The sequence below is a fragment of the Pseudomonas sp. GW822-FHT01E03 genome (genome assembly GCF_058802985.1).
The window spans coordinates 70,825-94,217 of record NZ_JBXAOQ010000004.1 but is presented as its reverse complement, the minus strand read 5'-3'; the positions used below and the strand labels follow the sequence as shown (position 1 = coordinate 94,217).

Annotated in this window: 18 protein-coding genes and 1 riboswitch; of the genes, 8 read left to right on the top strand and 10 right to left on the bottom strand. The window is 59.5% G+C overall.

The features are described from left to right. Positions 1-177: 177 nt before the first annotated feature. The 4 genes from AC1RP7_RS09235 to AC1RP7_RS09220 all read left to right on the top strand — a co-directional run bounded on the left by AC1RP7_RS09235 (position 178) and on the right by AC1RP7_RS09220 (position 5,490). Positions 178-2,124, top strand: coding sequence for a flavin monoamine oxidase family protein (locus tag AC1RP7_RS09235; protein ID WP_493181271.1), 1,947 nt, complete (start codon positions 178-180; stop codon positions 2,122-2,124). A gap of 207 nt (positions 2,125-2,331) precedes the next feature. After that, positions 2,332-3,219, top strand: a complete 888-nt coding sequence (locus AC1RP7_RS09230) for a nitrilase family protein (protein WP_340312920.1) — start codon at positions 2,332-2,334, stop codon at positions 3,217-3,219. A gap of 16 nt (positions 3,220-3,235) precedes the next feature. After that, positions 3,236-4,429 carry a hypothetical protein gene (locus AC1RP7_RS09225; protein WP_489339202.1) on the top strand — a complete coding sequence of 398 codons (1,194 nt, stop codon included), beginning with the start codon at positions 3,236-3,238 and terminating at the stop codon, positions 4,427-4,429. A gap of 77 nt (positions 4,430-4,506) precedes the next feature. Further along, positions 4,507-5,490 (top strand): asparaginase, encoded by a 984-nt coding sequence (locus tag AC1RP7_RS09220; protein ID WP_340312918.1) that lies wholly within the window; start codon positions 4,507-4,509, stop codon positions 5,488-5,490. Positions 5,491-5,580: 90 nt separating this feature from the next. Here the strand turns inward: AC1RP7_RS09220 and zapE are convergent, their stop codons facing one another. The 3 genes from zapE to AC1RP7_RS09205 all read right to left on the bottom strand — a co-directional run bounded on the left by zapE (position 5,581) and on the right by AC1RP7_RS09205 (position 8,775). Continuing rightward, complete coding sequence (zapE, locus tag AC1RP7_RS09215) at positions 5,581-6,675, bottom strand: cell division protein ZapE (RefSeq protein WP_007998226.1); 1,095 nt, start codon at positions 6,673-6,675, stop codon at positions 5,581-5,583. A gap of 90 nt (positions 6,676-6,765) precedes the next feature. Beyond that, complete coding sequence (locus AC1RP7_RS09210; protein WP_493181274.1) at positions 6,766-8,121, bottom strand: tryptophan--tRNA ligase; 1,356 nt, start codon at positions 8,119-8,121, stop codon at positions 6,766-6,768. Positions 8,122-8,145: 24 nt separating this feature from the next. Beyond that, positions 8,146-8,775, bottom strand: coding sequence for an alpha/beta hydrolase (locus tag AC1RP7_RS09205; protein WP_057713348.1), 630 nt, complete (start codon positions 8,773-8,775; stop codon positions 8,146-8,148). Between the two features lie 144 nt (positions 8,776-8,919). On the opposite strand from AC1RP7_RS09205, the gene AC1RP7_RS09200 reads away from it, so the two are divergent. After that, positions 8,920-9,354 carry a Z-ring associated ZapG family protein gene (locus AC1RP7_RS09200; RefSeq protein WP_008045970.1) on the top strand — a complete coding sequence of 145 codons (435 nt, stop codon included), beginning with the start codon at positions 8,920-8,922 and terminating at the stop codon, positions 9,352-9,354. Between the two features lie 274 nt (positions 9,355-9,628). On the opposite strand, the gene AC1RP7_RS09195 is transcribed toward AC1RP7_RS09200, so the two are convergent. The 7 genes from AC1RP7_RS09195 to AC1RP7_RS09165 form a co-directional block, all read right to left on the bottom strand. Then, positions 9,629-10,363, bottom strand: a complete 735-nt coding sequence (locus AC1RP7_RS09195) for a YiaD family glycine zipper/OmpA-like lipoprotein (RefSeq protein WP_057713347.1) — start codon at positions 10,361-10,363, stop codon at positions 9,629-9,631. A gap of 104 nt (positions 10,364-10,467) precedes the next feature. Continuing rightward, positions 10,468-11,109 (bottom strand): MBL fold metallo-hydrolase, encoded by a 642-nt coding sequence (locus AC1RP7_RS09190; protein WP_057713346.1) that lies wholly within the window; start codon positions 11,107-11,109, stop codon positions 10,468-10,470. A 91-nt stretch (positions 11,110-11,200) separates the two neighbouring features. Further along, positions 11,201-13,939, bottom strand: coding sequence for a winged helix-turn-helix domain-containing protein (locus AC1RP7_RS09185; RefSeq protein WP_493181276.1), 2,739 nt, complete (start codon positions 13,937-13,939; stop codon positions 11,201-11,203). Between the two features lie 176 nt (positions 13,940-14,115). Beyond that, positions 14,116-15,480 carry a DUF1329 domain-containing protein gene (locus tag AC1RP7_RS09180; RefSeq protein WP_057713344.1) on the bottom strand — a complete coding sequence of 455 codons (1,365 nt, stop codon included), beginning with the start codon at positions 15,478-15,480 and terminating at the stop codon, positions 14,116-14,118. A 28-nt stretch (positions 15,481-15,508) separates the two neighbouring features. After that, complete coding sequence (locus AC1RP7_RS09175) at positions 15,509-17,413, bottom strand: DUF1302 domain-containing protein (RefSeq protein WP_057713343.1); 1,905 nt, start codon at positions 17,411-17,413, stop codon at positions 15,509-15,511. A gap of 339 nt (positions 17,414-17,752) precedes the next feature. After that, complete coding sequence (locus AC1RP7_RS09170) at positions 17,753-19,435, bottom strand: fatty acid--CoA ligase (RefSeq protein ID WP_090457632.1); 1,683 nt, start codon at positions 19,433-19,435, stop codon at positions 17,753-17,755. A 270-nt stretch (positions 19,436-19,705) separates the two neighbouring features. Next, positions 19,706-20,335, bottom strand: a complete 630-nt coding sequence (locus AC1RP7_RS09165) for a LysE family translocator (protein WP_057713341.1) — start codon at positions 20,333-20,335, stop codon at positions 19,706-19,708. 92 nt (positions 20,336-20,427) lie between these two features. Here AC1RP7_RS09165 and AC1RP7_RS09160 point away from each other — a divergent pair, with 92 nt between their 5' ends. From AC1RP7_RS09160 to AC1RP7_RS09150, 3 genes are all read left to right on the top strand, one after another. Next, the gene (locus tag AC1RP7_RS09160) at positions 20,428-21,393 is read left to right on the top strand and encodes a 2-hydroxyacid dehydrogenase (RefSeq protein ID WP_493181277.1); all 966 of its coding nucleotides are present in this window, start codon (positions 20,428-20,430) and stop codon (positions 21,391-21,393) included. A 33-nt stretch (positions 21,394-21,426) separates the two neighbouring features. After that, complete coding sequence (locus tag AC1RP7_RS09155; protein WP_008045980.1) at positions 21,427-22,425, top strand: methyltransferase; 999 nt, start codon at positions 21,427-21,429, stop codon at positions 22,423-22,425. 50 nt (positions 22,426-22,475) lie between these two features. Further along, a riboswitch (yybP-ykoY riboswitch) is annotated at positions 22,476-22,600 on the top strand. Positions 22,601-22,689: 89 nt separating this feature from the next. Further along, entirely contained in the window at positions 22,690-23,274 is a 585-nt protein-coding gene (locus AC1RP7_RS09150) for a TMEM165/GDT1 family protein (RefSeq protein WP_008016665.1), read from the top strand. Positions 23,275-23,393: the final 119 nt, after the last annotated feature.

The window sequence follows — 23,393 nt, the reverse complement described above, 5'->3', positions numbered from 1 at the left end:
GAGCGAGCCTGCTCGCTTCCACATTGAATCTTGCATCAGCCACACAGCTCTTTCGCTATGCATTTTCCTACGCAAAAAGCGGAATACAGAGCGCCAGAGCACCCACCCCTGCCCACAGACGCAGCCCCTTGAAAAACTCAACATCTTCCCTGCAAACACCATCAGGGAAGATCAGCCATGACTATCGGATCAAGCTACAACTACCCTTCATACATCGCCAAGGAAGCCGCCCGAACAAAACGCTCGACTAAAAACAAATGGGCGGCTCGCTTTCCCAATCCGCCGGATTTGTGCTTTGACTATCGTGCACTGGTAGAACAGGAAAACAGCATCGCCAGGGCAACTGACCCGCAACATAAAATCTGCATCATCGGCGCCGGCGTCACAGGTCTGACTGCCGCCAGAGAACTCTATCGCTGCGGCTTTACCCATATCACTCTCATCGAACAATCCAGACGCATCGGCGGCAGGCATCTGACCGTTCCGGGTAGCCGAAACTCGGCAGCAAGCCATACCCCGTTTGAAATGGGCGCCATGCGCATGCCCTTCTTCAACCGGGCGGATGAACCACCGACAGAAGGTCGGTCGCTGATGGCTTACTACGCCAATCAATTTGAATTGGCGTTTTCAGACTTCGCCAACCCCGGTAGCCAATGGGTTAGCTCGACAGGCATCTATCTCCGGGAGGGCAGCATGGGCGGCGGATCGGCGCCGCAAATGTTGATATGGAAAAACGAAGACGGCGTCACACCGCCTCCCGGCGATGAATTGCAAAAGGTTTATTCCAAGTGGAAAGCCTTTGCCGATCGCATGACCCGCCACGTTGCCGAGCTTTATGCGAGCCAGGAATGGGAAGCCATATGGGCTTCCATCGTCGAAAAATATGAGAGTGTCTCGTTCCGCGACCTGGTCAGCATGCCAGCGCTGGAAGCTTGGGATGACCGCTCACCCGGGGATTTCGGCGGAATGGGAATGTCTGCGCAAGAATCCGCTATTTTTTACGCGATAGGTATAGGTGACGGTAGCTGGGGAGCTTTTTACGACGTCTGCTGCCTTTACCCCCTGCGCACCGCGATTTTCGGTTTCAGCAGCCAATTGCAACTGATCCATGGTCGAGTGGACTCAAACGGCGATCCACTGGATTCGCCCTACCTGAATAGCGAAGCCGTTTTTGACTCAATGGGCCAGAGTTTCGACAACCCTCGCTACATCGGCCTCGCCGCGCTGGACGAATGCCTGCTGTTTGTGAAAACCGACGAAACCGGAAAGTCCATCTACGAACATAGCCTCGAAAGAAGCAATGGACTTCTCACCGACTCATCCGTCACAAAACTGGAAAAGCTGACCAATCAAAAAATACGCGTCCATTACAACTGGAAACACAGTCAACCCGAGCAAATCCGGGAGCAATTTGACGACTTTGACTCGGTCATCATGACACTACCCTCCTGGCTGATTGAAACTCGACTCAAGCTCGAAAACTTCACCCGGGAGATGCTGCCTTTCGAGACGATCAACGCCTACAAAACCGCACACTGGGAAACCAGCTGCAAAGTGTTTGCACCGCTGAAAAAATCATTTCTCTCGAAAAATAAAAACATCCCGCAAGCCATCGTAACCGACAGTTTTATCCACGATGTCTATACCTACCGCTACAACGACAACTACAGCTATGACTGCATCCTGCTGAGTTATACCTGGGAAGATGACGCAACCAAGCTCGCCTCATTCAGCGACAAGGAGTTGGTATCAAAATGCGCCGAAGAGCTGGATCGCATACTCATGAACTCTGCCAACATCCAGGAGAAAATTTCTCCCTACATAGGCATTGATCAAGCGGTGGTTCAGCGCTGGATCACTGATAAAAATGCTCTGGGCTGTGCCAAGCTTTACCGACCGGGCACCTACTACGATGCCGTCGGCCTGATGAAGTACAACCGGGACCTTGCTCATGTCTCAGGCTTGTATTTGTCCGGTGAATCATTTTCCGTCGACGCCGGTTGGACGGAGCCATGTTTTCGCGGCGCTGTCGATACAGTGATTCATATCTGCAACAAAACTGCCGCAACCTTCAATGGCGGGTTTTCCTTGAGCGACTACCCGCACTACCAACTCAAAACCTGATCACATCCCCGTTCCAGAGCCATGCTCGCAATACATGGCTCTACTTCTCGTGCCTGCTACCCACTGCCATCAAACATCACGCTGATCCATTTTCGGACAAGGACTACGACCTAAACGGAAGTAGCTGACTTACGCCCCATTCCTGATTCCCCTCTTATAAGCACGCCATTTAACACCTTGAAAAACAATTAAAAGAGGAACGACGGAATGACTGAGCCAACAAGCCCTGTTCGTGTAGCAGTCGTGCAATTCGATCCACAAGTCGGCATCGAGAAATGTGTAGGTAATCTGCGGCGCAGCCTGGAATTGGCGCTTGAAGCGGTAAGCGGTGGTGCGAATCTCATCGTTCTGCCCGAGCTTTCCAATACCGGCTATTTCTTCAGCAATCGGCAGGATGCCTTCGCCCATGCAGAAGCGGTTCCCGACGGGCCAAGCGTGCAGCGCTGGATCGACTTCGCCCGCGAGCACAACGTTTACCTCGTGGCCGGTCTGGCCGAACGCGACGGCATGCGACTCTTTAACACCGGCGTTCTGGTAGGACCAGACGGTTTTATCGGCAAGTACCGCAAAGCCCATTTGTGGAATATGGAGAAGCTCTGGTTCACCCCCGGCGACCTGGGTTTCCCGGTTTTCGACACACCGATCGGCCGCATCGGGCTGTTGATCTGCTGGGACATCTGGTTCCCGGAGGTGCCACGGATCCTCGCCCAGCAAGGCGCGGACATCATTTGCAGCCTGAACAACTGGGTCTGGACACCGCCGCCGCTGTTCGACGATGCCGGTAAGTGCATGGCGTCTTATCTGACGATGACCGCCGCTCACGTCAACAACGTGTTTATCGCTGCCGCCAGCCGGATCGGCGAGGAGCGCGGTGCGCGCTACCTGGGTTGCTCGTTGATTGCCGGAACCAATGGCTGGCCGATTGGTGCCGTGGCTTCGGCAGACAGGCAGGAAATCCTGTTTGCCGATGTCGACCTGACCAGCTCCCGCAGTGCGCCCATCTGGAACAACCTGAACGACCTGCATCGCGATCGCCGAGCCGATCTATACGATCAGATGCTCGGCTACACCCAACACCCTTGCCTCCCACGTTGATCAGGAGGCCTATCGCATGGAAGTTACAACCGACAAAAACCAACCATCGCGCAAATCGCCGATTGATACAGCCGTGGTCCTGCTAATTATCGGCGCGACACTGCTGATCGTGTGGCTTTCTTTCAGCAACCGGACTTTCTGGGGAGCGCATTGGCCCGGGTACGGCGACATGGTATCGCTGCTACCCGAACCAAGCGCCTGGTTGCGCTGGGTGTTAGGTGACATCAGCGAGGTGGCTTTCTACAAGCACGAGTTCGCCTCGATCGGCCTGCTGGCGGGCGCTTATCTGGCTTACTGGGCGAATCGAACGGGGAAATCCTGGCAAGGGTTTGCCATCTCCTATGGAACGGGACTTTGGCCCTGGCTGGTCACCAGTTCATTGCTCGGGCTGCTGCTGAGCAATCTGCTGTGGGGCTGGACGGTGACAGCCACAACCTGGCAACCCACATTCGTAGCATTCGTCTCGTTGCCAGCGGCGATGGTGCTGATGTTTGGCGGCGGCTGGAAGGTCACGATCAACGGCGCACTCATGGGCGCCGTACTCGTCACACCGATGTGCCTGCTGATCGTCAACTACGTGTGCCAACCGCTGGCCTTGCCTGCGGTGATTGGCAATGTGCTGGGCATGGCGGTTGCCAGTGTCCTGGCGTTTCTGTTCTGCCGCTATTGGCCGAACCTGGTGAAATCCAGGTCATCGGAAACGCCACCCGCCTCGATTGCCACCGCCAAGGCGCCCGACTATGGCGTCATCTGGAGCCTGCGCCGGATTTTGGCGGACTTTTCCGAAGCACCGTTCTTCGGCAATGAGCTGGCCAGCCTTGGCCTGATACTGGGGGCATTGCTGGCGTACAGCTTGAACCCTTCAAGCCCCGCGTACGGATCGGGCCTGTTGCTGCACATCATCGGCGCGCAGGCATTGGCCTCGGCCATCGGCGTGCTGATCTGGCGTCGACAATGGATGTTGCGCGGCTGGTATCCCACCTACATCCCGCTGGTTTCAGTGGTGCCCGCGGCGATCCTGGCCTATGGCGGCAGCTGGCAGATTATCGTCTCAAGTGCACTGCTGGGGGCATTGCTCGCACCACCGCTGGCCTGTGTGATTGCCAGGAAACTACCGGCCGACATGCACGCCTACATCGCCAATGTACTGTCGATGGCCATCAGCACACTGCTGATCGTGCCGCTGATCGGTTTTCTGATTGCTGATTGATGTCCCAGCCGTTCGGCTGTATCGCGGCCTCAAAAGCGGATACAGCCACTTTTCATTACAAACAAGCGAGGTATCCCATGGACCTGCCCAAACTGTCCATCGCGGCACTTGGCGGCACGGTAAGCATGCAAGCGAGCAATGCCGGTGAAGGCGTCATCCCGACCGTCAGCGGCGAAGCCCTGCTGACTTCCATTCCGGAACTGACGACGCTGGCCGGAGTCACCGTCGAGACCCTCAGCCTGCTGCCCAGTGCGTCCCTGGATTTCGAGTTTTTGCTGAACGTATTGTCCTGGGCTGAGTTTCAGGTCAAACAGGGCGCCGTTGGGGTCGTGATAACCCAGGGCACTGACACCCTCGAAGAAGCAGCGGTGTTTCTGGATTACCTGTGGCCCTACGACACCCCCTTGGTGCTGACCGGTGCCATGCGTTCCGCAGCACAGCCAGGTGCCGATGGACCGGCCAATCTGCTGGATGCATGTCGCGTTGCCCTGGCGCAGAACAGCCGGCAGCGCGGTGTCCAGGTCGTGATGAACGGACAGATTCATCAAGCGTGCAGCGTACGCAAAACCGATTCGCTGGCATTGCAGGCGTTTTCCTCTCCGGTCGTGGGGCCCGCAGGCCTGCTGTTGGAAGACCGTGTTCGCTACCTGCGCCCGCCGGGGCCGCGCACGGTGTTGCCTTTGCCGCAACAGACCACACAGAAGGTTGCGCTGCTTGAGGCCTCACTTTCGGCCGACACCCTGCTACTGGAGAATATTCTCGCACTCGATTACGACGGACTGGTGATCGGCGGTTTCGGCGCCGGCCACATCTCGCAGCGCTGGGCGACAATGATTGAGCATATTGCCGAACGAATCCCCGTGATCATTGCGACCCGAACAGGCTCCGGCTCCACCGCACGTGCATCTTACGGTTTTGGTGGTGGTGAAATGGACTTGATCCGCAAGGGGGCGTCGATGGCGGGCTTTCTATGTCCGCGAAAAGCCCGGATTCTGCTTTGGCTGTTGCTCGGTTGCCAACGGCAGCACGAGCTTGCGCGGCATCTCCACGAAGACATTTGACTTCAAAACAATGTACGAGCCTGTGGGAGAAAGATTTGCACTGACAAAAAAGGCCTGCATTTGCAGGCCTCTTTCATTTTCCGAACTATCTTACGGCTTGTGCGCCCTGGACAGGAATTCGTGGGATTGCATTTCCAGCAGTCGGCTGAGGGTACGCTGGAATTCGAAATTCAAGCGCCCGCCGGTGTAGAGATCCTTTAGCTCGACTTCAGCAGAAATGATCAGCTTCACGTTACGGTCGTAGAACTCGTCGACCATGTTGATGAAGCGTCGGGCGATGTCGTCGGTGGTAACGCTCATCTGCTCGACATCGCTGAGCAGCACGGCGTGGAAGATCTTGCCCAGCTCGATGTAATCGTTCTGGCTGCGCGGGCCGTCGCACAGTTCACGGAAGTTGAACCAGGCCACGTCATCACAGGTGCGCAGGGCACGGATTTCGCGGTTTTCGATCATCAGCACGTCATTTTCGACCGCTGCCGTGCATTCCGGTGTCAGTGCACGGAAGCTCTTGCGCAGGCTTTCGTTGGCGGCTTCGTCGAGTGGATAGTGGAACAGCTCGGCCTGTTCGAGGTGACGCAGACGATAGTCGACGCCGCTGTCGACGTTGACGATCTCGGTATTCTGCTTGATCAGCGCAATGGCCGGCAGGAAGCGCGCGCGTTGCAGGCCGTCCTTGTACAGGCCATCCGGCACGATGTTCGAAGTCGCGACCAGGGTTACGCCGTTCTTGAACAGTTCTTCCATCAGGGTGCCAAGGATCATGGCGTCGGTGATGTCGGAAACGAAGAATTCATCGAAGCAGATGACCCGGGCTTCGGTGGCGAAGCGCTTGGCGATGATGGTCAGCGGGTTTTTCTCGCCGCCCAGGGTTTTCATCTCTTCGTGCACGCGCTTCATGAAGCGGTGGAAGTGGGTGCGGGACTTTTCCTTGAAGGGCAGCGCTTCGAAGAAGGTGTCCACCAGGTAAGTCTTGCCGCGACCTACGCCGCCCCAGAAATACAGGCCCTTGACCGGGGTCTGATCCTTCTTGCCAAACAACTTGCCCAGCAGGCCCGGCTTGTTTTGCTCGGCCGCGACCAGGTCGTCGTACAGGCGCTGCAAATGACGCACGGCAGTTTCCTGCGCGGCGTCATGAAAGAATTCCGGGCGTTTCAGATCAGCTTGATATCGTTCTAGGGGCGTCATAATTCGTTAGCAAGGCAACAAAAACGGGCCGACACTGTAGCGACGACCCCGAGGAATGGCAATCGGCCCTTGGTCGGGCCGAACCGTTGTTTATTCCTGAACCGGCGTCAGGGCAATGCGCAAGGCTTCGATGGCAGCGTCACGGGCGACGCTGTCGGCAAATGCCGGGCTGTCGGCAACGCACTCGCCTTCCAGCCAGACGCTGAACCCCAGGTCTTCACTGCGCACGTCCAATGCCTGGCCCGCTTGCAGTTGCTTGGTCACCTGCCCGGCGGTTTTACCGTCGGCGAAGTTGCGCGACAGCAGCAGTTGTTCGCCATCCGCCGCCAGCAGACGGAAGCGGAAACTGCCGTCGTCTTCACGGAAGCTGACAAAACGTGCAGCCTTCACGGCTTTCTTCTTGGTGGTCGCCGCCACTTGAGTCTGGGCAACGAAGGAGCGCAGGCCCACCGCTTCACGCAGTTCGTTGAGGAAGGGTGTCGCTACCGCACGGGCTTTTTTCGCGCCGTGTTGCAGGATGTCTTCCAGATCCGCCGGACGCTCGATCAGCTGGTTGTAACGCTCGCGGGATTCGCCCAGTTCGTTGTCGAGCAACTGGAACAGACGATTCTTCGCCTCGCCCCAACCCAGGCCCTGCAACAATTCGCTGCGGAACTCGTCGGCTTGCGCCGGGGTGGCAAACGCCTGGAACAGGGTGAACAGGTGCGAGTTGTCCGGTTCCTTGGCTTCGCCCGGTGCGCGGGAGTCGGTGACGATCCGCGAAATCGCGTCCTTCATCTCTTTGGCACTGCTGAACAGCGGGATGGTGTTGTCGTAGCTCTTCGACATCTTGCGACCATCCAGGCCTGGCAACGTGGCGACGCTCTCTTCGATCAACGCCTCGGGCATGGTGAAGAACTCTTTGCCCTGGCCAAAAAGATGGTTGAAGCGCTGGCCGATGTCCCGCGCCATTTCCACGTGCTGGATCTGGTCACGACCGACCGGCACCTTGTGCGCATTGAACATCAGGATGTCCGCGGCCATCAGCACCGGGTAGCTGTAAAGGCCCATGGTGATGCCTGCATCCGGGTCCTCGCCGGTCTCGACGTTCTTGTCCACCGAAGCCTTGTAGGCGTGGGCGCGGTTGAGCAGGCCCTTGGCGGCGACGCAGGTCAGCAGCCAGGTCAGTTCGGGGATTTCCGGGATGTCGGACTGGCGGTAGAAGGTCACGCGGTCGACATTCAGGCCACCGGCCAGCCAGGTCGCAGCGATTTCCAGACGCGAGCGCTGGATGCGCAGCGGGTCATCGCACTTGATCAGGGCGTGGTAGTCCGCCAAAAAGTAGAACGAGTCGGCATTGCTGTCACGGCTGGCCAGGATCGCCGGGCGGATGGCACCAGCGTAGTTGCCCAGGTGCGGCGTGCCGGTGGTGGTGATGCCGGTGAGGATACGGGTACGAGTCGTCATGGGTAATCGCTTGTCAGACTGCAATCAATTCGAGAGACGCGGCAGGATCAGATCCTTGAGATCGGTCAGCTTGCCATGAAAAAAGTGTCCGCATTCTGCCACTTTCAGCAGCTCATGGGGACGTTCAAGCGTGTCGGACCATTGGTAAACCAGCTGCGGATCGATCACTTCGTCGGTTTCCGGCTGGATCAGGGTCAGTTCGCCCTGCTGTGGCAGTGAGTCCTGAGCGCTCAGGCGCATGACCGCCGGTGCGACCATGAATAGATGTTTGAGCGGTTCGCCCTTCGCTTCCAGACGTCCGCCAAGACTTGCTGCAACAAATCCACCGAAGGAGAAACCGAACAGGGTCAGTGGCAATTGCGGGTGCCTGGCGCGAAACCATTCGGCCACAGCCTGGGCATCATCGACTTCGCCGGTGCCCATATCATGTGTACCTTCACTGGCACCCACCCCGCGGTAGTTGAAACGCAAAGTAATCAAACCGGCATCACGCGCGGTGCGCTGCAGGGTCGAGACCACTTTGTTGAGCATGGTGCCGCCCTGTACCGGGTTCGGATGGCAGATCAGCGCCAGGCCACGCGCCTGCTCGTTGTCCAGGTACAGTGCTTCCAGTTGACCCACCGGGCCATCAATCACTACAGGGGTTTCACGCATAAGCAAGGAAGGAACTCCGTGACCTCGAATCAGGTCGACTCGTCTAGCAAATTGTCTGTGGCTGTCTATTGCGAGTGAATCGCGGTATACAGCGCAGGTTCGAGCCGTTAACGTAAAGCAAAGCCGTTTATAGAGGAAGGACTCGTGGAACACTCGCTCTTAGTTTGGTTGTTACCGACTCTTGCCCTGGTTGTGGGTGTCGCCATTGGGTTCCTGATCGCTCGCGTTGCACCGAACGCCGCGCCCAGCCGCACGCAGCGTCAGCTGGACGATATTCAGGAACGTTTCGACAGTTATCAGAACGAGGTGGTGACCCACTTCAACAGCACCGCGACACTGGTCAAGAAACTGACTCAGAGCTATCAGGAAGTGCAGGACCATCTCGCCGAGGGCGCCAACCGCCTGGCCCTGGACGAACAGACTCGCCAACGCCTGCTGGCTTCCCTGCACGCCGACGCGGCGCAGGCACCCCGTGAACGCCTGACGCCACCGCGCGATCAGGAGCCGCCTCGCGATTACGCACCGAAAGCCCCGAACTCGCCGGGCATGCTCGATGAGCATTATGGCCTGAAGAAGTAATCAGCTTTCGCGCCATACAAAAAGCCCCCGGACTTTCACTGGTCCGGGGGCTTTTTTGTTTCTGTCTGTTCCAGATTTCTGCTGCCTGGTCTGGCCTCTTCGCGGGCAAGCCTGCTCCCACAATGGTCGATGTCGTACACAAAATCTGCATCCAACACATGACCTGTAGGAACGGGCTTGCCCGCGAAGGGGCCGGAACTGACGACAAAAAAAAGCCCGCCCGATCCGTAGAAGATCGAGCGGGCTTTTCTACGCCTGGGGTTCAATCAGACGATCAAGGGTACTGCTGAACCTGACCTTGCTGCTGACCACCATACTGCTGGCCCGGAATCGCCTTGAGGTTGACCTCTACACGGCGGTTCTGCGCCCGGCCATTGGCGTCGCCGTTGCTGGCAACCGGGCTATCCGGACCGGCGCCACGGGCGCTCAGATTGGCACCGCTGACACCTTGCGAGGTCAGGTAGGTTGCCACGCTCTGGGCGCGACGCTGGGACAGGTCCATGTTGTGCTGGCGGCTGCCGGTGCTGTCGGTATAGCCGACGATCTCGATCTGGTTCTGGTTGAACTCTTTGAGCGAGCCCGCCAGGTTGTTCAGCGGCTGATAGAAGCTTGGGGCAATGTTCGCCGAATCGGTAGCGAACGTGATGTTGCCCGGCATGATCAGCTTGATCTGGTCGCCCTGGCGTTGCACTTCAACACCGGTGTTGGCCATGCTGGCGCGCAGCTTTTTCTCTTGCTGATCGGCGTAGTAACCGTAACCGGCGGCGGAAGCACCGACCACCGCAGCACCGATCAGTGCGCCCTTGCCACGGTTATCGTGGTTGATCGCAGCACCGGCCAGCGCACCGGCCAGAGCGCCGAGGCCACCGTATTTCGCGGTTTTGCTCATGCCTTGGGAGCTGCCATCCGCCTGACCCTGCGGCTGACCGTCATAAGGGTTGGGCGAGGCACAGCCGGACAGTACGGCCACGGCAGTAGCGACAATCATCAAACGACGCATGGTGAACATGTAAAGCTCCTACTTTTTTTGCATTCTGTGGTGCAACGGACCAAGGCATCAGCCTTTGCGGGCGTTGGATCATGTTAACGGGTAAAAATTCCGAATGTTACAAATCAGCCCCGAACAAAGGGGTTTTCGCGCATTTCATCGCCCAGACGGGTGTCCGGACCATGCCCGGTCACCACGGTTGCGTCTTCGTCGAGGGTGTACAACCGCTGCTTGATCGAGCGCACGATGGTCGCCTGGTCGCCACCCCACAAATCCGTGCGTCCGACGCCGCGACGAAACAGGGTATCTCCGGCAATCAGCAGCTTGGCCTCGGAAAACCAGAAGCTCATGGAGCCCGGCGTATGACCTGGCGTGTGCAGCGCCACGCCGCAACCGCAGGCCAGTTCTTCATCATCGGCCAGCCAGCGATCCGGGGACGGCACCGGGGTATAAGGAACGCCGAACATCTGGCACTGCATTTCCAGGTTGTCCCAGAGAAACTGGTCTTCCTTGTGCAGATGCAGCGTCGCGCCGGTTTTCTCCTTGAGTTGACCGGAAGCCAGGAAATGATCGAGGTGGGCGTGGGTGTGAATGATGCTGACCACTTTCAGCCCAAGGGCATCGAGACGCGCCAGGATCAGCTCATGATTGCCACCTGGATCGACGACGATGGCCTTTTTCGTTACCGGATCGCCGATGATCGTGCAGTTGCACTGCAACGGGCCGACGGGGAAGGTTTCGCGAATGAGGGTGGGTTGCTGGGACATCGGCGGGGCCTGCTCGATAAACGGGGGGATGAGTGATTTTCTCACAATTGAGTATCCAGCCAATGGCCGCGATGTGTAACGTGAAAAATCCTTAACCCAGCACCCCCAATTCCTTGGCTCGCGCCACCGCCTGCGTACGCCGCTCGACCCCGAGTTTGCTATTGATATGGCTGGCGTGGGTCTTGACCGTGTGCAGGGAAATAAACAGCTGATCGCTGATTTCCTGGTTCGAACAGCCCTGGGCGATCAATCGCAGGACCGCCATTTCCCGGGTGCTGAGTTGCTCCGCGGCTGCGCAGGACTCCAGCCCGGGACGGGCAGCCAATGCCGGCAGTTTTTCACTGAGGCTCAGGGAAACGGGGGTTGGCGGACAGCTTTGAAGCTGCCCACGCAGCCAGTCCGGGTGCTCGGCCAACAAGCCCTCGAAGGGTTGCAGCACCCCTCCGCCGGCGGCGTCCAGCGCCTGGGCCAGTGCCTTGCGTGCTTCCGGTTCCCGTCCGCTACCCAGCAACAACGCCACTTTCTGGGTCAGCGCCATGGCGCTGAGCATCTGCCGACCGCTTTGCTGGCCATGTTCGAGCAGTGCATTCAAACGCCCTTCGGCCAGCATCGGTTGGCCCTGGATGACGTCGAGCAAGGCTTGTTGCAATTCGATATGCAGCGGTAATTGCGGGTGGAACTCCGGTGGTGCCGCCGCGTTTTCGCCGTTATAGGTCTGTCCCAGACGCGCCAGCCAGGCTTCGGCCAGATCGGTGCGCCCCTGGGCCAGCCAGAGTTCACATTTGACCAGGGTGATCATGGCCAGGTAGTAGATCGGTGGCACATCCCAGATGTGCATGAGCCGTTCGGCTTCGGCAAGCTCGGCAAAGGCCTTGGCGAACTCGCCACTGCTGCCTTCCAGCCTGGCAATCACGCAGTGGCCGATCAGCACGCTGATGTCACGGCAGGCGCGCGCCTCGCTCAAACCGGCCTGCAATCGCACCCGCGCCAATTGCGGCTGCATGCGCAGGGCCAGCAAAAAGCCCTCGTACAAGGTCAGCCGGGCGCGAACCGCGTATAGCCGTTGCGCAGGCAAGCTCTGCAGGCGCTGCATTCCCTGACGGACCTCTTCCAGCGCCCGACAGATTTCCCCGCGTGCTTGCAACACCCGGGCGCGATCGTAGTGCGCCAGTGCTTCGAACAAGGGGTTGCCGACCCGTTGCGCCAACTCCAGCGATTCGCGGTTCAATCCCCGTGCCCGCCACAAATCGCCGTCGGCAATGGCGAGGTTGGACAGGGTCGAAAGGCACATCAGGCGCTGGCCGTAACGCTTGGACGGAAGACTTTCCAACGCTTCGCGGCAGTACCGCAGCGTCAGTTCGCGGTTGCCGCGTCCACGGGCAATGATGCCGCTCAACGCCAGCCATTGAGCGAGCATCGACTTCTGTGCGGTGGCCGACGGAGCAGGCAGGAAACGGCTCAAATGGCTGGCCAGCTCTTCGGCGGCATCCAGTTGGCAAGCCATCCCCAACGCCCAGCTATAGAGCACGATCAGCCGCGGCGTGCTGATCAGCAAGCTGTCAGGCAAGTCCATTTTCCAGCGCAGCAACATGCCGACATTCTGCTCGGCCAGCAGTTGCTCTTCGGAGAGGTTCTGCACCAGGTTCGCCGCGACGTCCAGGTGACCGGCGCGCAAGGCCTGCTCCACGGCCTCATCGAGCAGTCCCTGGGCATTGAACCACCGGCAGGCACGCAGGTGCAGGCTGGCGGCCGGCACCATCGACTGGGAAGTCGGGCGCGTGCGCAACAGATCGGAAAACAGGTGGTGGTAACGATACCAGTTGCCATGCTCGTCCAGCGGCACCAGGAACACCTGGTGGGCGAGCAGGAAGCGCAGGATTTCGCCGCTGTCATGGGCGTCGCGAACGGCATCGCACAGTTCGCTGCAAAAACGCTCCTGGGGCGCCGTGTCGTAGAGGAACGACTGGACCTCGGCGGGCAGGCAATCGATGACCTCTTCGAGCAGGTAATCGCGGATCAGCCCTTCCCCGCCGTGCAACGATTGCGGCAGCGCGCCGTCGGTACCCGCCTCCGAGGCGGCCAGCAGCCAGAAACGCAACCCCGCGACCCAACCTTCGCTGCGCTGGATCAGGTTTTCCAGTGCTTCACCGCGCAAGGAACTGCTGTGCCGGTCGAGCAGGCTCAAGGCCTCGTCGTGGGTCAGGCGCAGATCCTGTTCATGCAATTCAAGCAGTTGTCGCGACAGCCGCAGCCGCGCCAGATGCCAGTCGGGACGTTGGCGACTGGTGACCATCACCAGCAAGCCATCAGGGAGATGATTGAGGAAAAATTGCAGGCAACGGTCCAGTACCGGCCCCTGGGCCAGATGGTAATCATCCAGCACCAGCAGCAATGGCGTCGCGGTGGACAAGTGCTCGGCCAATTCGTCGAGCAGGCCATCCAGCCATTCTTCGAATGCGAAAGGCTGATGGCGCTGGCGCATTTTCAACAGCCCGAGTGATTGCCTGCCCAGGTGCGGGAAGTAGTCCTGGAGGCCTTCCAGCAGGCGTTCGAGAAAACGTCCCGGGTCACTGTCTCGCGGGCTCAACCCCAGCCAGAGACTTTGCCAGTGCGCCGGCAACCCCTGACAAAACTCCACCGCCAACGAACTCTTGCCGAACCCTGCCGGTGCGCTGACCAGCAATAACCTGCCACCGAGCCCTGCACTCAGGCGCTCGCACAAACGTGGACGCAGCACATGGCCGTCGGGCAACGGCGGGCGGAAGAAGCGCCCGTCGAGTGTCGCGACAGCAACGTTTGCAGAACCTGGGGATGTAGACAAATCAGTCATAGCCGGCTCTTGTTTGAATTGCGGGTGGCGGCGTTGCAGATGTCCGCAGACTAGCCGTAAACGGATAGGGAATGAAGGTAATTGCTACAAATGGCTACAAAAAGTCTACAAGCAAAAAAAAACGCCCCGAACCAGTCGGGGCGTTTTCAGAGGGTGCGGCCTCTACTCAGTTCACTTTAGCGAACACCATCCTGACGCAAGGCGGCCGGGGTGAAGTCGCTGGTGGTGGCAGTGAAGCCGAAGTCATAGGCCGACTTCTCTTCGTTCTTCATGCCCAGCGCCAGGTAACGACCCGATTGCAGGTCGTACAGGGTTTCAAGGGCATACCACGGTACTTGCTTGTCGTAGTAGTTCTCGGCATGGGCCTCGGCGACGCGCCACAGTTGACCGCGACCGTCGTAATGGTCGATGACCGCTGCCTGCCAGGTGTCTTCGTCAATGTAGAAGTCACGCTTGGCGTAGATGTGACGCTGACCTTCCTTCAGGGTGGCAACTACATGCCACACACGACGCAACTCGTAACGAGCCAGGTCCTGGTTGATGTGACCGGCCTTGATGATGTCGGTGTACTTGAGCTTCGGATCGTCGAGCTTGTAGGCATCGGAGGCGATGTACATCTCTTTCTTGCCTTCGAGCTTCCAGTCGTAACGATCCGGTGCACCGTTGTACATGTCCAGGTTGTCGGAGGTACGCAGGCCATCGGCTGCAGTACCCGGGCCGTCATAGGACACTTGCGGCGCACGGCGCACACGACGCTGGCCGGCGTTGTAGACCCATGCCGAGCGCGGCTCCTTGACCTGGTCGAGGGTTTCGTGAACCAGCAGTACACCACCGGCCAGACGTGCCGGCGCGGTCACTTTCTGCTTGAAGTAGAACAGGATGTTGCCCGGGTTCGCCGGATCGTAGTCCTTCATCTTGTCGCGGAACACGAACTGGTCCTGGAAGTACACCAGGCTGAACGAGCCGTTCGGCTGTGGTGTGGCCTGGGTTACCAGACGGGTCACGCTGCCCCCGCGATAGCGGGTGATGTGGTTCCAGATGACTTCAACGCCGCTTTTCGGAATCGGGAACGGAATGGCGGTTTCAAAGTTCTCCAGGCCGTTGCCGCCGGACACCAGCTTGGTGTTGGTGGCGTTCTTCTTGATGGAGGCGAACACCTCATCCGGCACGGTGGCACCGCGGTGGGACGGATAGACCGGCATCTTGAAGGTTTCCGGGTAGCGCTTGAACATCGCGTACTGGCCCGGGGCAAGCTTTTCCTTGTACTGGTCGACGTTCTGCGCCGTGATGGTGAACAGCGGTTTTTCACCCGGGTACGGATCGGACAGGAAGCCCTTGCTGTCGACCGCTCCGGCGTTCTTCGGCAACGGTTTCCAGGTCGGAATCGAACCGTCGGCGTTACCCGCCATTTCAGCGCCCATCGGGGTCAGGCTCTTGCCCAGCTTGTCGGCCTCGGCCTGGGGAACCGCTGCGATGACGCTGGTCGCCAGCAGTGAAAGCCCCAGAACACCGGCGTGGAACAGACTCTTTGTTATTTTCATATGTTCGTTCGTCCTGAAAATTCAGTGCTTAGAAGTTCACGCCGAGGCTGAGCGCAACGAAGTCGCGGTCATCCACGGTGGTGTACCTGCCGTCGAAGAAGTTGGTGTAGGCCAGGCTCGCGGTGTAGGTGTTCTGGTACTCGGCGTCGACACCCAGGCTCACCGCCTTGCGGCCTTCCTCGAAGTTGCCGCCAGGCCCAGGGGAGTAGCCTTCCACGTCATGAGACCAGGCTACGTTTGGCTTGAGGTTCACACCGGCAAACACGTCGTTGTATTCCCAGATGGCACGACCGCGGTAGCCCCATGAAGTCGCAGTGGTGAAGCCTTCGTCGGTGCAGTTGCGGCTGCGGTTGTTGGTCGGCGTACCCGGGCCGGCACCGCTGATGGTGCTGTTGTTGAGTGTCACGCAGGTATTGAGCGCGCCAGAGGCTGGCAATTCACCCGGACCGTAGACCGGATCGCGGCCATAACGAACGTCGGAAGTGCTTTCCAGGCCGCCAACGTGGGTCACGCCCACTTCGCCCACCAGGGTCAGACGGCTGGCGCCCATGACCTGATCGAAGAAGTGCGTCAGGGTGGTCTGGAACTGGGTGACTTCCTTGCGACGATACCCGTGCAGGTCCTGACCCGGTACGCCGGTAAGCAGCGATGCATTGGTCAACGGGTTGTTCGGGTTGTTATTGCCTATAGGACGAACACCGGAGAACAGGATGTCGGTGGAGTTGAGCTGCACCGGAGCGTTCGGACGGTAGCTGATCTCACCGCTCCACGCCGTACCGGTAGGCAGGGTGGTGGAGAAGCTCAGGCCGTAGAGGCGGATGTCTTCCGGGTACTCGATGAAGTACTGCGAATTACCCGCCACCAGCAATGGCGCCAGTGCGGCGAACGGGCCGCCCTGGAGGGCCGCGGCAGTGTTGTAGACCGACTGCGGCGCACCGGTAGCGCTGAAGATCGGCGCACGGCTGTGGTAATTCATGAAGTAGGCGCCGAACTCGGTGTCCAGCGGATCGAACATGTACTTGAGGGACGCGCCCCACTGGCCGCTGTCGCGGGCATCGCGATCGGGGCCACGACGCACCAGAACACCCTCATTGTTGACGTCGACGCCGTTGGCGGCCAAAGGCCCCAGGGCAATGGCCGGAATTTGCGAGCGCTTGGCCAGTACGCGCAGGTTGTCGTCGCAGCCGTCGGCAACGATGTCTGGCTGGGAGAAGAACGTGCCGCAGTTGTCGACAACGGTCTGGTCCCATTCAATTTGGTAGAACGCTTCGGCCGAGAGGTTTTCGGTCAGGCTCTGGGACACATAGAACATGTTGACCGGGATCAGGCCTTCCTTGATCTCGGCCCCCGGACGGCGGAACGCGGACACGTCGATCGGGTTGATCGAGTTGATGCCACCACCGATGAAGGTACTTTCACCCCAGCTCACGACCTGCTTGCCCAGACGCACGGAGCCTGGCTGATCGGCAATGGAGTAGTTGTGGTAGACGAAGGCGTCGAGGATCTGGCCGCCGGCAGACTTGGCGCCTTCCTTGCGGTTGTCGTCGCTGATGTCCTTGAACGGACGGCTTTCGTCCTTCAGTTCAAAGTCGTACCAGTATTTGCCACGGACGAAAACACCGGTATCGCCGTATTTCAGTTCAAGGTCATGGATGCCCTTGAAGATCTTCGAGAAAGTTTCCCCGCTCTTGAAGTTCAGGTGACCGTCATCAGAAGTCTGGGACAGACCCTTGCCGCCGTTGTTGACACCGATGAGGTTCTTGTTGGCACTTTCGGTAGACCAACTGGCACCGATCGACAGGGATGAGTCGAACTGACCTTCGATTTCACCGACGTTGAAACTGACGCCGAATGCTGGCCCGGCGAGCGTAGAGGCAAGACTGACAGCCAGGGGCAGTTTCGCCCGGCGCCAGAACTGGTTTGCTGATGTCATCGACGCTACTCCATGTGCATTTTATTTTTATGGCAAGAGCACTTCTAAAAACGCTGTGGATAACCGGGAGCCATGGCATCCCAAAGTCATTCCAAAGTTGCATCGCCCCGGTTCGTGCGGTTGCCCCGTTCTTAAAAATCCTTGAGTGGACTATAGCCAGCAGGTAGTAGCGCTTGATCCCTCTAAAGTGTGATTTGCAGCTGCCAGCCACTCTGGAACAGTCCTTTCGCCAGTCCGACACCCGTCGGCACGGCAAGGATGGCTGAAAATTTCGTTTTGACAAGCCAAGCGCTTGCTTGGTGGGGGCTGGCGTGCCCTTTCGAGCACGCGAGATGACGCTTAAAGCGTCGAGAGGAAGGTGCTGTTGGTGGCTTGCCATTCGCTGATGTCGACACGAATGCGCTTCTTGTCGAGCTTGCCGACACTGGTCTTGGGAATTTCAGTAACAAGGGCGATCTGGCTCGGAATCGCCCACTTGCTCAAGTGCCCCAGCTCCACAAACGGCTTGAGGTGTTCCTTGAGTTCCCGCGCCCCGATTGCATGCCCCTCACGGAGCACCAGCAGGGCAAACGGCCGCTCGCCCCACTGCGGATCGGGGATCCCCACCACTGCTACTTCACGTACCGCCGCATGACGACTGATCAGGTCTTCCAGGTCCAGGGAGGAGATCCACTCGCCACCGGTCTTGATCACGTCCTTGATCCGGTCACGAATGTCGATCACGCCCATGCTGTCCAGGGTCGCCACGTCACCGGTGTGCAGCCAGCCTCCGGCCCAGAGCTCGGCGCCCTTCTGCGGCTCATTGAAATACCCCTCGGTCAGCCATGGCGCGCGTAACACCAGTTCGCCCTGGGTCTCGCCATCGGCGGGCAGGAAGTTGCCCTCGGTGTCGACGATCGCCGCCTCCACCAGTGGCCCCGGCACGCCGGCCTTGATCCGGTAAGTGGTGCGTTCGTCTTCGGTACCCGCCATCAATTCGTCGTTGAGGTGCGCGCACGAAACCAGTGGCCCGGTTTCCGACATGCCGTAGGCGGCGGTCAGCTGAATGCCTTTGGCCTTGGCCGCCTCGTACAACGTGCGGTTCAGGGCGCTGCCGCCGATGACGATTTTCCAGCCGCCGAAGTCGACGGTCTGCGCGGCCTTGGCATTGAGGACCATCTGCAAAATGGTCGGTACGCAATGAGAGAACGTGACCTTTTCCTTGCGCCACAACTCCACCAGGTACTCCGGGTCATAGCGGCCGGGATACACCTGCTTGAGCCCGAGCATGGTCGCCACATACGGCAAGCCCCAGGCGTGCACGTGGAACATCGGGGTGATCGGCATGTACACGTCGTTGGTGCCCAGCAGGCGCACGCTATCGATCGCGCCCATGATGGTCGACACGCCCATGGTGTGCAGCACCAGTTGCCGATGGGTGAAGTACACGCCCTTGGGGTTGCCGGTGGTGCCGGTGGTATAGAACGTGGTCGCGACCGAGTTTTCGTCGAAGTCCTCGAAGTCGTATTGCGGGCTCGCCGCGGCCAGCAGTTGCTCGTATTCGCCGACGAGATTCGGCAGGTCCGCGGTTTTTTCCGGCAGGTCAGTCAACAGCAGGGTTTTGTCGACCGTGGTCAGTTGCCCCTCGATGGCCTTGTAGAGACCGACGAACTCGCTGTTGACCAGCACAAAGCGGTCCTCGGCGTGGTTCATGGTGTAGAGGATCTGTTCCGGCGACAGGCGCACGTTGATGGTGTGGATCACCGCACCGATCATCGGGATGGCGAACATGCATTCCAGGTAACGATGGCTGTCCCAGTCCATCACACCCACGGCATCCCCGGGCTTGACTCCGGCCGCTGTCAGCACGTTGGCCAGGCGGGCTACCCGTTCGATCAAGGTCGGGTAGCTATAGCGCAACTTGTCGCGGTAGATGATCTCGCGGGTTTTCTCATAACGGGCACCGGACATCAGCAGCCGTTTGATCAACAGCGGGTACTGGTAAGCGCCTTCGGCCGGGGGGATAACGCGAGTCTTCAACATAATAATCCCTTTAATCTGACTGCACGGTCGTGACTGAAAGTACGCACTGTAGTGCCCTTGAACGTCAGCCAAATCAGCCAAAGGAATGATTTGCAGAACCCCATGAATGATAGCGCTGCGCCATCATTCGCAAGGTTTGATCATCTGTAGGAGCAGCCGGTCGACGCTCGATTGCTCGCGATGAACCCGGGATTACCGCGGGGGGGTCAGATATCAAGCGTTATCGTTGACGCGCATCGCGAGCGAGCTCCTACAGGGATAGATATCTGATCAGTGCATCTCGGTAAAAGCGAGCTTCACGCCAATCGCGATCAGCACCGCGCCCATGGTCCGGTCGAACCAGTGGCCCATGCGGGCGAAACCGGCGCGTACGCGCTGCTGGCTGAACAACATCGCCACCAGGCAGAACCAGGTCGCTGTCGCCACCGCCAGGTAAACCCCGTACCCGGCCTGCACGGCCAGCGGCGTGTGCGGGTTGATTACCACAGTGAACAGCGAGAGGAAGAACAGCGTGGCTTTCGGATTGAGACCGTTGGTGACGAAACCCGAAGTGAAGGCACCACGGGCGGTGCGCTCGCCGGCTTCCTTGTGCAGGTCGTCAGCCACAGACTTGGCCGGTTGCGCGCGCAGCGCCTTGTAACCGATGTACAGCAGGTAAGCGGCGGCGGCCCATTTCAAGGCATTGAACAGCACGATCGACTGGGACACGATCAGGCCGATACCCAACAGCGAGTAACCCACGTGCAGGAAAATCGCCGTGCCCACGCCCAGCGCAGTCCAGGTGCCCGCGCGACGACCGTGGGTAACACTCTCGCGCACCACCACGGCAAAGTCCGGGCCAGGGCTGGCCACGGCCAGCAGGTGAATCAGGGCAACGGTCAAGAACTCTGTCCAGTACATTGGGGGCTCCTTCAGGCCAAGCGTAACTATTTATTTCATCTGGTAGGCTCGGCAGATTACGCCTTCAGTTCATTGCACAAAAGGTACAGTTGATGACGAACACCCGCCGCGCCGTTTTCCTCGACCACCCGTCCCTGGACCTCGGCGACCTTGACCTCGACCCGCTGCGCAGTTGTTTCGGCGATTTGCAACTGTTCGCCCAGACCTTGCCCGATCAAGTCATCGAACACCTCAAGGGTGCGACCGTCGCCATCAGCAACAAGATCCTGATCGATGCCGCCGCCATGGCCGCCAGCCCTGATCTCAAGCTGATCCTGATCACCGCCACCGGCACCAACAATGTCGACCTCGCCGCCGCCCGCGCCCACGGGATTACCGTGTGCAACTGCCAGGGCTACGGCACACCGTCGGTGGCGCAGCACACGATCATGCTGCTGCTCAACTTGGCCACGCGCCTGGCCGATTATCAAAAAGCCGTCGGCGAAGGCCGCTGGCAGCAAGCCAAACAATTCTGTTTGCTGGATTACCCGATTGTCGAACTCGAAGGCAAAACCCTTGGTCTTTTGGGCCATGGCGAATTGGGCGGCGCGGTCGCACGGCTGGCTGAAGCCTTCGGTATGCGCGTTGTGCTGGGGCAAATTCCAGGGCGCCCTGCACGGCCGGACCGCCTGCCACTGGATGAACTGCTACCGCAAGTCGATGCCCTGACCCTGCACTGCCCGCTCAACGAACACACCCGCCACTTCATCGGCGCCCGCGAACTGGCCGCGATGAAACCCGGCGCGTTCGTGGTCAACACCGCCCGCGGAGGCCTGATCGACGAACAGGCGCTGGCCAACGCCTTGCGCAACGGGCATCTGGGCGGCGCCGCCACTGACGTGCTGAGCGTCGAGCCTCCCGTCAACGGCAATCCGCTGCTGGCCCATGACATCCCGCGCCTGATCGTCACCCCGCACAACGCCTGGGGCAGCCGCGAAGCGCGCCAGCGAATCGTTGGCCAGGTGACCGAAAACGCACTGGGATACTTCAGCGGTAAGGCGCGGCGGGTCGTCAGTTGATAAACTGCGGCACTTTTTTTCACAGGAGCAGTTATGGATCCGCGCAGTGAAGTACTGCTTCGTCAGGCCGAGTTATTCCAGGGTTCGGTGTTGTTGGCCGGCTTGCCCGCCGACGACTTGCTGGGCCGTCTGCCCGAAGCTCATGGCTGGTGCTGGCACGCCGGCGATCAGGCCGCGCTGGACGCCCGCTTCGCCGAGCGCAGCCATTTTGGTGTGAATGCTCCCGAGCGCGAGTTCGATACAGCGGTGGTGTTTCTGCCTAAGGCCAAGGACCTGACCGACTACATTCTCAACGCCCTCGCCTCGCGGCTGGCTGGCCGCGAGCTGTACCTGGTCGGCGAGAAAAAAAGCGGCATCGAAGGTGCCGCCAAACAACTCAACCCGTTCGGCAAGCCACGCAAACTCGACAGCGCGCGCCACTGCCAGCTCTGGCTGGTCACCGTGGCCAACGCGCCTGAAGCCAAACCGCTGGAGAGCCTGGCGCAGACCTATGAACTGCCGCTGGCCGAAGGCCCGTTGAAGGTCATCAGCCTGCCGGGGGTGTTCAGCCATGGTCGCCTGGATCGCGGCAGCGCGCTGCTGCTGGAACATCTGGACAAACTGCCCAGCGGTCACTTGCTCGATTTCGGTTGCGGCGCAGGGGTCTTGGGCGCGGCAGTGAAACGTCGTTACCCGCATAACCAGGTCACGTTGCTGGATGTGGATGCCTTTGCCGCTGCCAGCAGTCGCCTGACCCTGGCGGCCAATGGTCTGGAAGCCGAGGTGATTACCGGTGACGGCATCGATGCCGCCCCGATGGGTTTGAGTGCGATCCTGAGCAATCCACCGTTCCATGTCGGCGTGCACACCGACTATTTCGCAACGGAGAACTTGCTGCGAAAAGCGGCCAAACATCTGAAAAACGGTGGCGAACTTCGTCTGGTAGCGAACAGCTTCCTGAAGTATCAACCGTTGATCGAAGAGCATCTTGGTGTGTGCGCGATCAAGGCCGAAGGACAGGGCTTCCGGATCTACCGAGCCAAGCGCGGATAGAACTTCTTTGAAAAAGAAGGCTTGCCGAATGGGTTTTGCAAAGGCAGAATCCGCTCCGTCCTAGGGGAGTAGTCTCCCACGAGCGCCACGCTCGTCCGGCATGCGTCAACATACTTGGTCCTCAGACCATGGCGCATGCGACCCAAGCATCCACATCAGATGGATCGCAGGGTTTGACAAGACCTATGACACGAACACCTTACCCGGGGCGGGGAGGCTGTACGTGTCATAGCCGTGTCGACCCGCCCCTTAGGAAAACCCCTGATGCTGGATTCACTACTCGTACCTACCGCAATCGTTGCCTTGGCCGAAATCGGCGACAAGACGCAACTGCTCGCGCTCATTCTCGCTGCCCGTTTCCGCAAGCCCTGGCCGATCATCGCCGGTATCGTCGCCGCGACCCTGGCCAACCATGCGGCCGCCGGTGCAGTGGGCGCCTGGGTCGGCAGTTTCTTCTCGGATACGATGTTGCACTGGATCCTCGCCGCGAGCTTCGCCGCCACGGCACTGTGGACCCTGGTCCCGGACAAGATGGATGACGACGAAGCCAGCACCGCCCGCAAGTTCGGGCCGTTCCTGACCACGCTGATCGCGTTCTTCCTGGCGGAAATCGGCGACAAGACGCAGATCGCGACCGTGATGCTGGCTGCGCAGTATCCGGAGCTGTGGCTGGTGATCATCGGCACCACCCTCGGCATGCTGATTGCCAACGTGCCCGTGGTATTGGCCGGTAACTTTGCCGCGGACAAATTGCCGTTGACCCTGATCCGTCGACTGGCGGCGTCGGCGTTCTTCATCCTGGCGATTGTCGCGGTGTACAAGGCGATGCAGAGCAGCGGGTGGGTTTGACCCGGGTACTGAGATCAATCTGTGGCGAGGGGGCTTGCCCCCGTTCGGCTGCGCAGCAGTCGTAAATCCTGCAACCGCGGTGTAACTGTTGAATTGCGGCTGCAGGTAATGGGGCCGCT

Bases quoted from the DNA above. Each gene is read 5' to 3' on its own strand.
- AC1RP7_RS09235 (WP_493181271.1), top strand. From the start codon at position 178: ATGACTATCGGATCAAGCTACAACTACCCTTCATACATCGCCAAGGAA.
- AC1RP7_RS09230 (WP_340312920.1), top strand. From the start codon at position 2,332: ATGACTGAGCCAACAAGCCCTGTTCGTGTAGCAGTCGTGCAATTCGAT.
- AC1RP7_RS09225 (WP_489339202.1), top strand. From the start codon at position 3,236: ATGGAAGTTACAACCGACAAAAACCAACCATCGCGCAAATCGCCGATT.
- AC1RP7_RS09220 (WP_340312918.1), top strand. From the start codon at position 4,507: ATGGACCTGCCCAAACTGTCCATCGCGGCACTTGGCGGCACGGTAAGC.
- zapE (WP_007998226.1), bottom strand. From the start codon at position 6,675: ATGACGCCCCTAGAACGATATCAAGCTGATCTGAAACGCCCGGAATTC.
- AC1RP7_RS09210 (WP_493181274.1), bottom strand. From the start codon at position 8,121: ATGACGACTCGTACCCGTATCCTCACCGGCATCACCACCACCGGCACG.
- AC1RP7_RS09205 (WP_057713348.1), bottom strand. From the start codon at position 8,775: ATGCGTGAAACCCCTGTAGTGATTGATGGCCCGGTGGGTCAACTGGAA.
- AC1RP7_RS09195 (WP_057713347.1), bottom strand. From the start codon at position 10,363: ATGTTCACCATGCGTCGTTTGATGATTGTCGCTACTGCCGTGGCCGTA.
- AC1RP7_RS09190 (WP_057713346.1), bottom strand. From the start codon at position 11,109: ATGTCCCAGCAACCCACCCTCATTCGCGAAACCTTCCCCGTCGGCCCG.
- AC1RP7_RS09185 (WP_493181276.1), bottom strand. From the start codon at position 13,939: ATGACTGATTTGTCTACATCCCCAGGTTCTGCAAACGTTGCTGTCGCG.
- AC1RP7_RS09180 (WP_057713344.1), bottom strand. From the start codon at position 15,480: ATGAAAATAACAAAGAGTCTGTTCCACGCCGGTGTTCTGGGGCTTTCA.
- AC1RP7_RS09175 (WP_057713343.1), bottom strand. From the start codon at position 17,413: ATGACATCAGCAAACCAGTTCTGGCGCCGGGCGAAACTGCCCCTGGCT.
- AC1RP7_RS09170 (WP_090457632.1), bottom strand. From the start codon at position 19,435: ATGTTGAAGACTCGCGTTATCCCCCCGGCCGAAGGCGCTTACCAGTAC.
- AC1RP7_RS09165 (WP_057713341.1), bottom strand. From the start codon at position 20,335: ATGTACTGGACAGAGTTCTTGACCGTTGCCCTGATTCACCTGCTGGCC.
- AC1RP7_RS09160 (WP_493181277.1), top strand. From the start codon at position 20,428: ATGACGAACACCCGCCGCGCCGTTTTCCTCGACCACCCGTCCCTGGAC.
- AC1RP7_RS09155 (WP_008045980.1), top strand. From the start codon at position 21,427: ATGGATCCGCGCAGTGAAGTACTGCTTCGTCAGGCCGAGTTATTCCAG.
- AC1RP7_RS09150 (WP_008016665.1), top strand. From the start codon at position 22,690: ATGCTGGATTCACTACTCGTACCTACCGCAATCGTTGCCTTGGCCGAA.